At 67.1% G+C, this 12,373-nt stretch carries 9 protein-coding genes; 6 read left to right on the forward strand and 3 right to left on the reverse strand.

All coding sequences use genetic code 11. From position 1 onward, the window contains the following. Positions 1–343 precede the first annotated feature (343 nt). From LK542_RS14815 to katG, 4 genes are all read left to right on the forward strand, one after another. Positions 344–3,151, forward strand: coding sequence for a TonB-dependent receptor domain-containing protein (locus LK542_RS14815; RefSeq protein WP_227812479.1), 2,808 nt, complete (start codon positions 344–346; stop codon positions 3,149–3,151). Between the two features lie 6 nt (positions 3,152–3,157). Continuing rightward, entirely contained in the window at positions 3,158–4,300 is a 1,143-nt protein-coding gene (locus LK542_RS14820; RefSeq protein ID WP_227812480.1) for a polysaccharide lyase family 1 protein, read from the forward strand. 44 nt (positions 4,301–4,344) lie between these two features. Continuing rightward, entirely contained in the window at positions 4,345–6,165 is a 1,821-nt protein-coding gene (locus tag LK542_RS14825; RefSeq protein ID WP_227812481.1) for a glycoside hydrolase family 28 protein, read from the forward strand. Between the two features lie 143 nt (positions 6,166–6,308). Continuing rightward, entirely contained in the window at positions 6,309–8,537 is a 2,229-nt protein-coding gene (gene katG / locus LK542_RS14830; RefSeq protein ID WP_227812482.1) for a catalase/peroxidase HPI, read from the forward strand. A 38-nt stretch (positions 8,538–8,575) separates the two neighbouring features. On the opposite strand, the gene LK542_RS14835 is transcribed toward katG, so the two are convergent. After that, positions 8,576–9,049, reverse strand: coding sequence for an AtaL-like protein (locus LK542_RS14835; RefSeq protein ID WP_227812483.1), 474 nt, complete (start codon positions 9,047–9,049; stop codon positions 8,576–8,578). 24 nt (positions 9,050–9,073) lie between these two features. Next, positions 9,074–9,937, reverse strand: coding sequence for an NmrA/HSCARG family protein (locus LK542_RS14840; RefSeq protein WP_227812484.1), 864 nt, complete (start codon positions 9,935–9,937; stop codon positions 9,074–9,076). A gap of 104 nt (positions 9,938–10,041) precedes the next feature. On the opposite strand from LK542_RS14840, the gene LK542_RS14845 reads away from it, so the two are divergent. Beyond that, entirely contained in the window at positions 10,042–10,935 is an 894-nt protein-coding gene (locus LK542_RS14845) for a LysR family transcriptional regulator (protein WP_227812485.1), read from the forward strand. Between the two features lie 6 nt (positions 10,936–10,941). Here the strand turns inward: LK542_RS14845 and LK542_RS14850 are convergent, their stop codons facing one another. After that, positions 10,942–11,442, reverse strand: a complete 501-nt coding sequence (locus LK542_RS14850) for a hypothetical protein (protein WP_227812486.1) — start codon at positions 11,440–11,442, stop codon at positions 10,942–10,944. 123 nt (positions 11,443–11,565) lie between these two features. Here LK542_RS14850 and LK542_RS14855 point away from each other — a divergent pair, with 123 nt between their 5' ends. Further along, positions 11,566–12,360, forward strand: a complete 795-nt coding sequence (locus tag LK542_RS14855; protein ID WP_227812487.1) for an ElyC/SanA/YdcF family protein — start codon at positions 11,566–11,568, stop codon at positions 12,358–12,360. Positions 12,361–12,373 lie beyond the last annotated feature (13 nt).

Below are 12,373 nucleotides of genomic sequence, written 5' to 3' on the forward strand. Positions count from 1 at the left end.
GCCATCCGGCCGGGCTCCGTCCCGGCCGCCCCCCCTCCCCTGCACACCAGTGTCAACACGCCGGCGCGCCTCGCAGCCGGCACGACACAATCTTGGTGTTTCGATAATTGGCCCAGCCAATTTACCTTGTATTTACGTACCAAAAATTAAGTGGCAAGTCCAGATTGCGAAAGCGGTCAGACCAAAGTAGAATCGGCGACGTACCAATCATTTGCTGAATACCCTTCATTCAGGGGCGCCATGACTCGGCCGCCCGCGAACGACAGCGCTGAGCATTGGCATCATTCGCGCGATCCAGGGAACACACCGGACGCAATCGACGATTCAAAGCAGGAGACATGCAGTGAAACACCAACGCACCACCCAACCGCGCTTCATGATGTCGGCAGTCGCTGTCGCAGTGCTGGCCTTGATGAACACCGCGACGGCGCAGGAAGCGCCGATGCAGCGCGTCGAAGTCACCGGTTCCTCGATCAAGCGCCTCGCTTCCGAGAACGCCCTCCCCCTCACGACCATCAAGGCAGAAGAACTGCAGAACCGCGGCCTGACCACGATGTCGGAAGTCGCCGTGGCCCTGACCGTGGCCTCGACCAACGAGCCGGTCGGCGGCGGTGGCAGCGGCACCATGATCAACATGCGCGCCCTGAACACCAACCGCACCCTGGTGCTGCTGAACGGCCGCCGCCTGGCCAACGAAGCGCTGGGCGACAGCTCGGTCAACGTCGATGTGATGCCGATGGCCGCCATCGAGCGCGTCGAAGTGCTGCGCGACGGCGCCTCGGCCCTGTACGGCACCGACGCCATCGCCGGCGTGGTCAACTTCATCACCAAGCGCCAGATCACCGGCGTGACCGCCAGCGCCAGCACCGTGCAGCCGGAAGCTTCCGGCGGCGGCGCCCAGCGCCGCGCCGGCATCGTCGTCGGCAAGGGCGACCTGGCCCAGGATGGCTGGAACATCTACTCCGCCTTCGACATCCAGCGCCGCGACTCGCTGCTGCAGCGCGACCGTCCGAACGTCACCGACCCGGCCAAGATCGCCCAGCTCGGCGGCACCCCGTTCACCCCGAACACCTCGGGCGGCTCGGCGTCGCCGGCGAACTTCACCATCTACCGCAACGGCAGGACCACCAACGTCACCGGCAATCCGTATTTCGCGGCCGGCTGCGTCACCCCGTACGCGGTCCAGACCACGGTGTCCTCGACCCGCACCAACGCCAACGGCGGCAAGACCTGCATCACCGATCCGACCTACTATCCGGAACTGCTGCCGGAAGCCCAGCAGGCCACCCTGTTCACCAAGGGCAGCCTGGCCCACGGCGACGGCGGCCTCCTGACCGTGGAACTGAACCTGTCGAAGTCCTACATCGACGCGTCCGACGCGCCGCAGCCTTTCGGCGCCAACACCGACTACGACCGCCTCACCGCGTCGCGTCGTCCCTTGATGATCACCAAGGCCAGCAAGTGGTACCCGGGCGGTAGCGGCGGCGTGCCGGCCGTGGCCGGCCTGAACGGCGAAGACCTGGCCCTGACCTGGAGCCTGGACGAACTCGGCGCGGTCACCAGCCACGACGAGCAGCTCAACCACCGCCTGGTGGTGCAGGACGAAGGCGAATTCAAGGGCTGGGACTACCGCGCCGGCGTCTCCTACGCCTACAGCAAGCGCAACATCGGCTTCCGCGACAACTTCGTGCGCACACCGGGCCTGTACGCCGGCGTCGAGAAGGGCATCCTGAACCCGTTCGGACCGCAGGATGCGGCCGGCCGCGAATACCTCGAGAGCATCTCGGCCGACGGCCTGGAATACCGCACCGCGGACGTGCGCTACTACGGCGCCGACGTGAACGTGTCGCGCACCCTGATGGACCTGAAGGGCGGCGCCCTGGGCCTGGCGCTCGGCGCCGACTGGCACCGCGAGAGCTTCGAAGAAAACATGAACATGCTGGGCGACGAAGTCGTCTACAAGGTGTCGGGCACCCCGGGCCGCAACCCGAGCGGTTCGCGCCGCGTGATGGGCGCCTACGCCGAGCTGGATGCGCCGGTGACGAAGGAACTGAACCTGAACTTCGCCGTCCGCGCCGACCACTTCAGCGACTTCGGCAACACCGTCAATCCGAAGGCCAGCTTCCGCTACCAGCCGATGAAGGAACTGATGCTGCGCGGTACCGTCAGCCGCGGCTTCCGTGCCCCGACCCTGCCGGAACTGTACGGCAGCGAGCGCACCCTGACCCCGTCCTCGTCGAACTGGGATGACCCGCTGCTGTGCCCGAGCGCCACCCCTGGCGTGACCGGCACCGGCACCCTGACGACGGACCCGCGCTACGCCGGCCTGAACCTCGATCCGACCCGTGTCTGCAACACTCGCCTGACCACCCTGACCGGCGCCAACCCGGACCTGGATCCGGAAAAGTCGAAGACCGTCACCGTCGGTATCGTGGTCGAGCCGGTCAAGAACCTGGTGGCCACCGTCGACTTCTGGAAGATCGACATGACCGGCACCATTGCCCAGGTCTCGGAAGACACGATCTTCAACAACATCCAGAAGTACGCCGACCTGTTCGTGCGTAATCCGGACGGCAGCCTGCAGTACATCACCAAGACCCGCCTGAACATGGGCGGCCTGCGTACCCAGGGCGTCGACATCGGCCTGAACTACGTGTATCCGACCTCGAACTGGGGCCGCTTCGGCGTCTCGCTGGACGGCACCTACACCGACAAGTACGAAGGCCAGAACGAGTCGGGCGGCGAATGGTTCGACAGCGTCGGCAAGAACGGCGCCCTGTCCACCGGCGCGACCGCATCGAACACCTACGTGTTCAAGTGGAAGCACCAGGCGCGCGTGAACTGGTCGTATGGTCCGTTCTTCGCCCAGCTCACCCAGCAGTACGCGTCGAGCTACGAAGACACCAACGCCCTGCCGACCCAGAAACCGGGCCAGCCCTTCTTCAACCGCATCGCGCCGTACAGCGTGTACAACCTGTCGACCAGCTGGAAGGTCAACCCGCAGCTGAAGATCGGCGCCGGCGTGAACAACCTGTTCGACGAAGATCCGCCGCTGTCGAACCAGCGTCTGAGCTCGCGCGTGGTGTTCGCACGTAACGTCGCCAAGCCGATCGGCCGTACCTTCACGGTGCGTGCGGACTACACGTTCTAAGCGGCGTTGAAGCTCCCTGCCGCCCTGGTCCTGTGTGCCGCGCTGGGTGGCTGCGTTTCCGCAGCCACCCAGCCGGTCCAGCTCCCGGCGCGCCAGGAAGCGCCGCCTGACGGCTGGGCCGCCCTCGAGGGCGGCACCCGCGGCGGCAGCGATGCGCCAGCCGCCAATGTCTTCACCGTCACCGATGCCGCGCAACTGCGCAGCGCCCTCGGCAAGTCCGTCCAGGGCAGCCGCATCGTCATGGTCGATGGCATCATCGACATGAGCGAAGGACATCCGTTTACCAGCAGCGCCGACCAGGCCCGACGCGGCAAGGTGCTACTCCCCGCCAATACCACCCTGATCGGCGCCGGCAATGAATCCGGCTTCGTCAACGCCCACCTGGTGGTGGCAAACGTCTCCCAGGTCATCATCCGCAACCTCAGGCTGCGCAATCCTTGCGACGTCGCCCCGCGCTGGGATCCGGCGGACGGCGAGGACGGCAACTGGAACGCGGAGTTCGACAGCATCGCCATCGCCGGCTCGCAGCATGTGTGGGTCGACCACAACAGCTTTACCGATGCTCCCGTCACCGACGACCTGCTCCCCGTCGAAAACGGCAAGCACAAGCAGTGTCACGACGGTGCGCTCGACATCCGCGACGCCAGCGACTTCGTGACCGTCTCCTATAACCACTTCGCGCTGCACGCGAAGAACACCCTGATTGGCGCCAGCGACAAGGCCGTGACTGACGCCGGCCACCTGCGCGTCACCCTCAGCAACAACCTGTTCGAATACATCGCCGGCCGCGCACCGCGCGTGCGCTTCGGCCAGGTCCACCTGTTCAACAATTACCACGTGGGCGACCGCCGCCATCCGGCCTACCGCCACGGCTACAGCGTCGGCGTAGCCAGGGGTGCGCGCATCGTCTCGCACGCCAACGCCTACGACATCGCCGGCGCGCGCAGCTGCCTGGATGCGGTCCGCCCGTTCGCAAACGGCCTAGACGCTGGTACATTTGCCGACACGGGTTCGCTGCTGAACGGTGCGCCGCTCGCGCCCTGCGGCAGCGACGCCGCGTCCTGGACCGTGCCCTACCCGTTCACGCCGCTGCCGGCGAGCGCCGTACCCGCCCACGTCCGCCTGCATGCGGGCGCCGGCAAGATGTAGAACAACACGCTTAGCACCGCCCGACCCACGACAAGGAAAACGACATGACAACGAGACACATCAATCCTTACCGCCGTTCCCTGCTGCGCGCCGCCTCGGTATCGGCGGCGGCCCTGGGCGTGGGCGGCCCGGCGCTGGCCGCCAAGGCCCCTGGCAAGAACGACCCGTGGGCGCGCGCCCAGGGCATCATCGACCAGTTCAAGAAGCCGCTCAGCTTCCCCAAGCGCGACTTCCTCATCACCGCCTACGGCGCCGAGCCCTGCGAAGCCATCAAGGTGAACGGCTACGTCGGCCACCACCAGGAAGGCAAGGTCAGCACCCCGGCGCCGGGCGCGAAGGACTGCTACGCGGCGATCGCGGCGGCCATCGCCGCCTGCAGCGCCGCCGGCGGCGGGCGCGTCGTGATCCCGGCCGGTAACTGGCTGGTGAAGGGCCCGATCGTGCTCAAGTCGAACGTCAACGTGCACCTGTCTAAGGGCGCCCACGTCTACTTCAGCAACGATCCCGAAGACTTCGCGAAATACGGCGACTACGACTGCGGCGCGAACGGCAAGCTGGTGCTCTCGCGCTGGCAGAGCAACGACTGCCTGAACTACTCGCCGCTGGTGTATGCCTACGGCCAGACCAACATCGCGCTGACCGGCGAAGACTGGACCAGCATCCTTGACGGCCAGGGCGGCGTCCCGCGTGCCGACGGCGAGACCTGGTGGGACTGGAAGGGCAAGGCCAAGGGACGCGACCCCAAGCGTTCGCAAATCGCCGTCAACCCGCTCAACCCAAGCTCGATCCGGGCAGTCGCGCCGACGCTGAGCGACGCCCAGGTCGCGCTCATGGAAGGCAAGGACGACAAGTGGCGCACCGACGAAGCCTACCTGCCGACCCTGTCGGAAGCGGGCGTGCCGGTGGCCAAGCGCATCTTCGGCCGCGGCCACTATCTGCGCCCGTGCATGGTCGAATTCATCGGCTGCACCAACGTGCTGCTGCAGGGTTACCAGCTGAACCAGGCGCCGTTCTGGCAGCACCACCCGGTCAACTGCAGCAAACTGGAGATCCGCGGCGTGCTCATGGACAGCATGGGCCCGAACAGCGACGGCTTCGACCCGGAAGCCTGCAACACCGTGCTGGTGCAGGACTGCACCTTCAAATGCGGCGACGACTGCATCGCGATCAAGGCCGGCAAGAACCTGGACACCCAGTTCGGCCCGACCCAGAACGTGGTGATCCAGAAGTGCGTCATGAACAGCGGCCACGGTGGCGTGACCCTGGGCAGCGAGATGTCGGGCGGGATCCAGCACGTGTACGCGCAGGACATCGAGTTCCGCAACGAGCACTGGGACACCGACCCGCTGAACACCGCGATCCGCCTGAAGACCAACATGAACCGCGGCGGCTTCCTGCGCCATTTCTATGTGCGCAACGTGACCATGCCGAACGGCGTGAACCTGAAGCCGCAGGTCTACAACCCGCTGCCCGGCTCGCCAATCCCGCCGAAGACGGTCGGTTCCTCGGCCGGCGCGGTGGTGACCTTCGATTGCGACTACGCGCCGAATGCCGACAACGTGCGCACCCGTCCGCCGATCGTGGAAGACGTCCACATCTCGGGCGTGAAAGTCGGTCACGTCGCGACAAAGGACGGCCCGCGCTCGTGCTACCAGGCCATCCTGCTGCTGGGTCCAGTCGCTTTCGACTACAACGGCGAGAAGCCGGCCGAGATCCTGCCGATCCGAAACGTCAGCTTCACCGACTGCGACTTCGGCACCCCGGTGAATGCGGCCCAGCCCTGGTTCATCTACAACGTCCGCAACGTCAAGCTGACGAATGTAAAAATCGGAGGCAAGCTGTACAACACCACGCTGCAGGCGTGATCCACGCGGTGGCGGCCGCCCGGCCGCCACCGGGCGCGACGGTGTGCAATCTTGCTATCGCGTCTATATAAAAGCTCAATTGGCAGTGCCATAATCGCGGCCGTATGCTAGCGCTCATGAGTCCACAACGAGGAGACGAAAGCATGAACGACCGTGATATGGATTTGAAGAACGCCGAATCCGAATTGAAGTGCCCTGTTGCGCATGGCGCCAAGCCCAGGCAGACGCGCACCAATGCCCATTGGTGGCCCGACCAGCTGAACCTGGGCGTGCTGCACCAGCACTCCAGGCTAGGCGACCCGATGCTCGAGGACTACGACTACAAGAGCGAGTTCCGCAAGCTCGACCTCGACGCCGTCATCGCCGACCTGAACGCGCTGATGACCGACTCGCAGGCGTGGTGGCCCGCCGACTACGGCCACTACGGCCCCTTCTTCATCCGCATGGCCTGGCACTCCGCCGGCACCTACCGCATCTTCGACGGCCGCGGCGGCGCGCGCTCGGGCGAGCAGCGCTTCGCGCCGCTCAACAGCTGGCCCGACAACGGCAACCTGGACAAGGCGCGCAGGCTGCTCTGGCCCATCAAGCAGAAGTACGGGAAGAGCCTGTCCTGGGCCGACCTGATGATCCTGGCCGGTAACGTGGCGCTCGAATCGATGGGCTTCAAGACCTTCGGCTTCGGCGGCGGCCGCGAAGACATCTGGGAACCGCTGCCGATCGACTGGGGCCCGGAATCGACCTGGCTGGGCGATGAGCGCTACAGCGGCGAACGCGAGCTGTCCAAGCCGCTCGCGGCAGTGCAGATGGGCCTGATCTACGTGAACCCGGAAGGCCCGAACGGCAATCCCGACCCGGTGGGCTCGGCGCGCGATATCCGCGACACCTTCGGCCGCATGGCCATGGACGACTACGAGACCGTGGCCCTGGTGGCCGGCGGCCACACCTTCGGCAAGTGCCACGGCGCCGGTCCGGCCAACCACCTGAGCGCCGATCCCGAAGGCGCCAACATCGAGGAACTGGGCCTGGGCTGGAAGAGCAGCTATGAAAGCGGTATCGGCGCGCACGCCATCACCAGCGGCCTGGAAGGCGCGTGGACGCCGACGCCCACCACATGGGACATGAGCTACCTCGAGACCCTGTTCGGCTTCGAGTGGGAGCAGACCAGGAGCCCGGCCGGCGCGCACCAGTGGAAGCCGAAAGGCGATGCGGGCCGCAACGTGCCCGATGCCCACATCCCTGGCAAGCTGCACCAGCCGATGATGACCACGGCCGACCTGGCGCTGCGCGCCGATCCGGCCTATGAAAAGATCGCGCGCCACTTCCTGGCCAACCCGGAGGAGTTCGCCGACGCCTTCGCGCGCGCCTGGTTCAAGCTGACCCACCGCGACATGGGCCCGAAAGTGCGCTACCTGGGGCCGCTGGTGCCGCAGGAAGACCTGATCTGGCAGGATCCGCTCCCGGCGGTGGACCACCCGCTGGTCGAGGACGCCGACATCGCTGCGCTCAAGAGCCGCATCCTGCAGTCCGGCTTGTCGATCCCGCAGCTGGTGAAGACGGCCTGGGCCTCGGCCTCGACCTTCCGCGGCAGCGACCTGCGCGGCGGCGCCAACGGCGCCCGCATCCGCCTGGCGCCCCAGAAGGACTGGGAAGCGAACGACCCGGCCGAACTGGCGGAGGTCTTGCGGCAGCTGGAAGCGATCCAGCAGGAGTTCAACGGCGCCAGCACCGCCAACGGCAAGCGGGTGTCGCTGGCCGACCTGATCGTGCTGGGCGGCTGCGCCGCGGTGGAAGAAGCAGCGAAACGGGCCGGGCACGACGTCAAGGTACCGTTCCGCCCCGGGCGCGTCGACGCCACCCTGGAGCAGACCGACGTGAATTCCTTCGAGGTGCTGGAACCGGCGGTGGATGGCTTCCGCAACTATATCCACTCGGGGTCCGTCAGCAACGTGGCCAACGGCATGCTCGACAAGGCCAATCTCCTGATGCTGACCGCGCCCGAGATGACGGCGCTGGTGGGCGGCATGCGCGCCCTGGGCGCGACCAGCGGCGGTGTGCAGCACGGCGTGTTCACTGACAGGGCCGGCACGCTCACGCCCGACTTCTTCACCAATCTGCTGGACATGCGCACCGCCTGGAAGCGTGTCGAAGGCAGCCAGCACCTGTTCGAAGGAACCGACCGTGCAAGCGGCGAGCGGCGCTGGACCGCCACCCTGGCCGACCTGATCTTCGGCAGCAATGCCCAGCTGCGCGCGCTGTCGGAAGTCTATGCCGCCCGCGACGGCGAAGCCCACTTCGTGCAGGACTTCGTCAAGGCCTGGAACAAGGTGATGGAGCTCGACCGCTTCGACCTGCGCCACCGCCAGGCGGCGTGAAGGTCCGGGCTGTGGCGGCCCCTCGGCCGCCACAGCTTTCACAGCCGGCCCGCGGCCAGCAGTTCGCGGGTCCGCTTCAAGGTCGACAGCAGGGCTGCGCGGTAGCCCTTGTCGCTGTCCATCATGGCCTGCTCGGCCTGCTCCTCCGGTCCGCCCGGCGCCTTGTCGCGCAGGCCGAGGTAGCAGTAGAAGCGCAGCTGCAGTTGTCCACTCCCGTCCTCGAACAGCTCGTTGATGATCACGCCTTCGCGGGGGCCCGAGGCCTGGAAGAAGCTCACTTTGCGGCCCGGTTCGAAGCTGATGATTTCGCGCAGGTCGACGCCGCCGATGGTGGCGTCGCGCACGATGTGACCCGCACTTTCTTCAACAACCTCGCAGCGGGTGCACAGGCCGGGCGGCAGGAACTCGCGCGCGTCGCGCGCCTTCAGGACCAGGCCGGCCCAGGCCTGCTCGCGGCTCAAGGGGGTGTCGCCGTCCGGGTTCACGGGAACGGTGGCGGTCGAATAGATCATGATGTTCTCCTTTGTGATTGGCGATCAGGCGGTGGCTTGAGCGGCGAAGTCGCGGTAGCTGCGCAGCGGACGTCCCAGCAGGCTGGCCAGGCGTTCGACGTCGCCGGCTTCCGGCACCATGCCCTTGGCGAGAAAGCCTTCGCTCATCAGGCGCATGTCGTAGGCCATCCAGGCCGGCATGGCCTGGCGCAGGTTCTGCTCGAAGGCGTGGGTGTCGTCGCCGCCGTAGCCGATCGGGCGTCCCAGCAGCTCGGACCAGATCGCGGCGACCTCGCTGCCGCGCAGGGTGTCGGGACCGACCAGGTTCAGGCGCGAGGACGGCAGCGGGCCGGCCGCGCGCTCGCGGCGCAGCAGCTCGATGGCCGCGATTTCCGCGATGTCGCGGGTATCGATCATGGCGATGCCGCGGCTCCCCAGCGGCATCGGATAGACGCCGTAGCCCTGCACCACGTCGCGGATGGTCAGGTCGTTCTGCATGAAGTAGGCGGGACGCAGGATGGTGGCGCCGAAGCCCAGGGCCTCGATCGCGCGCTCGACGCCGTACTTGCCGGCGAAGTGAGGCACGTTCACGTACAGGTCGCTGTGGATGACGGACAGGTAGACCAGGCGTTCGACACCGGCTTCCCTCGCCAGGTTCAGGGCGAGCAGCGCCTGGGTGAATTCGTCGGGGACGACGGCGTTCAGCAGGAACAGCGTGGACACGCCGGCATAGGCGCTGCGCAGCGCATCGGGGTCGAGCAGGTCGCCCTGCACCACGTCGACGCCGGCCGGAAAATCGGCCTTGGCGGGATTGCGCACCAGGGCGCGCACGCTGGCGCCCTGCTCCACGAGATGCTGGACGACCTGGCGGCCGATCTGGCCGGTAGCGCCGGTAACGAGGATAGTCATGGTGTTTCTCCTTCAGGTGTGGTTGACAGTGAATCCATGGTAGCCATCCCACAGGTGGTACGATAGCCGTCAAATTTGGACGGACCGTCTTATGGGTGGAACACATGGATTTGCTGGCACTGGTCGATTTCAACCTTGTCGCGCGCCACGGCGGCTTCGGACGCGCGGCGCGCCTGAGCGGACGGCCAAAGGCGACGCTGTCGCGCCGGGTCGCGGAACTGGAACGCAGCCTCGACCTGCGCCTGTTCGAGCGCGGCGCGCGCACGCTCAAGCTCACGCAGGAGGGGCGCATGCTGCACGAGCGCACCGCCGTGCTGCTCACCGAGATCGACGAGACCGCATCGAGCATCGCCTCGGGCGGCGAACGGCCACGCGGCAGGCTGCGCATCAGCGCGCCGCTGCTGTTCTCGCAAACCGCGATGGGCAGGCTGGCGGCCGGCTTCGCGCTGGCCTATCCGGAGGTGCGGCTCGAAGTCACCACCGACGACCGCAACGTGGACATGGTCGAGGAAGGCTACGACCTGGTCATCCGGGTCAATCCGGCGCCGGACGAGAACCTGGTGGGAAGGATCTTCCTGCGCGACCGGCTGGTGGTGGTGGCGAGCCCCGACCTGCCGCGGCCGCAGGAGGGCCAGGCCGTCCCGGTCGTGGTGCGCGATGCGCGTGACGGGGCGACGGCGTGGGAGCTGCAGGGAGCATCCGGCAGCACGCGCATCGCAGTCGATCCGGTGCTGTCGCTATCGTCGCTGGTGATGGTGCGCGACGCGGTGCGCATCGGCGTCGGGGCGGCGCGGCTGCCGGTATCGCTGGTCAGCCACGACCTGGCCGCAGGCACGCTGGTGCACTGGGGCGATGTGGCGGGGCCGGAGATCGCGCTGTGGGCGCTCTACCCTTCGCGGCGGCTCCTGAGCGCGCGCGTCTCGAGCTTCCTCGACTACCTGAAGGCGGCCTTCCCGAAGGGGACACCCGACGAGCTGGCGGCCTATCTGGCCAGCTAGCCGTGCCTAGGCCCTGGTGCGTGCTTCCGCGCGGCGCCAGCGCAGCAGGCCGGAGGCGCCGACCAGGTAGTAGCCGACGACCACGCCCATGATCCCCATCGTCAGCGGGCTGCTGCCGAAGGACGGCGTCTGCTGCGGACCCAGCGTGACCATCTCGAACACGCGGTACAACACCCGTGCGATGAAGATTGTCGCCACCACCATGCCGATCGGCGCGAACGGGGTATAGAAAAACTCGTCGCCGACCCGTTCGAAGCGGGTGCGGCGCAGGGCCGCGAGGCCGAGCGCGCCGCCGCCCGCGGCGCCGCCGAGCAGGCAGGCCAGCACCAGCGGTTTGGCCAACAGCACCAGCGCCATCGCCAGCAGGGCGACGGGCAGGAACAGCACGCCGAACCAGTGGCGCCACAGCCGCGACTTCTGGCGCACGGTCAGGCGCTGGACACGTTTGTACACGCGCCACATGATGAGTGGCGAGGCTGCGAGCAGGATCATGTGCATCTGGGTCATGGCGGTCTTGTCGTTGGCGAAAACGTACTTGTATTCTAAATGGAGTTGACGAAAGTCAACCAAGCGAGGTATCACTAAGGGCTGCCTGTTGCCAATTCACGACTAAGGAAAGACCTGCTCCCCGTGCTCGACCTCATCAACGCCATACCGCGCAACCTGATTCTCCCGCCGGCCAATCTGTTCCTGCTGATCCTGCTCGGCCTGCTCCTGTGGCGCCGCTGGCCGCGCGCCGGACGCATCCTGGCCGGAGGCTCGCTGGCCCTGCTTGCGCTGCTATCCACGCCCGCGGTGGCCGACCTGTTCGTGCGCCCCCTGGAAGAGCTGACCACGCCGCTGCTGTCGCCCGAACGCGCCGGCGGGCAGGCCATCGTGGTGCTGTCGGCCGGACGGATGCGCAAGGCGCCGGAATACGGCGACCGCGACATTCCGGACTATACGGCGCTGGCGCGCCTGCGCTATGCGGCCCATCTGCAGCGGCGCACCGGCTTGCCGGTGCTGGTCAGCGGCGGCAGCGCCGGCAAGCCGACCGCGCACGAACGCAGCTACTCGCTGGCCGACGGCATGGCGGCCGCGCTGCGCGAGGATTTCGGGGTCCCGGTCCGCTGGGTCGAAGGCAAATCGCGCGACACCGCCGATAATGCGGCCTTCAGCGCGGCCCTGCTGCGCAGGGATGGGATCAAGCGCGTGCTGCTGGTCACCGACGCCATGCACATGGCGCGCGCCCGCAGCGCCTTCCAGCGCGCGGGACTCGAGGTCGTCGAGGCGCCGACCATGTTCTTCGGCGGATGGACCCGCAGCATCTATGCCTGGATACCGAGCGCCGAGGGACTGCGGCGCTCCTGGTACGCCACGTATGAGTTGCTGGGGCTGGTTTGGTACCGGATGCGCTCGGGTGGCGCGCAGGCGACCCAAGGCTGATTGCCGCGCACGG

Source organism: Massilia sp. IC2-477, assembly GCF_020707265.1.
Taxonomy (GTDB): Bacteria; Pseudomonadota; Gammaproteobacteria; order Burkholderiales; family Burkholderiaceae_D; genus Telluria.

Bases quoted from the DNA above. Each gene is read 5' to 3' on its own strand.
- LK542_RS14835 (WP_227812483.1), bottom strand. From the start codon at position 9,049: ATGATCTATTCGACCGCCACCGTTCCCGTGAACCCGGACGGCGACACC.
- LK542_RS14825 (WP_227812481.1), top strand. From the start codon at position 4,345: ATGACAACGAGACACATCAATCCTTACCGCCGTTCCCTGCTGCGCGCC.
- LK542_RS14845 (WP_227812485.1), top strand. From the start codon at position 10,042: ATGGATTTGCTGGCACTGGTCGATTTCAACCTTGTCGCGCGCCACGGC.
- LK542_RS14850 (WP_227812486.1), bottom strand. From the start codon at position 11,442: ATGACCCAGATGCACATGATCCTGCTCGCAGCCTCGCCACTCATCATG.
- katG (WP_227812482.1), top strand. From the start codon at position 6,309: ATGAACGACCGTGATATGGATTTGAAGAACGCCGAATCCGAATTGAAG.
- LK542_RS14840 (WP_227812484.1), bottom strand. From the start codon at position 9,937: ATGACTATCCTCGTTACCGGCGCTACCGGCCAGATCGGCCGCCAGGTC.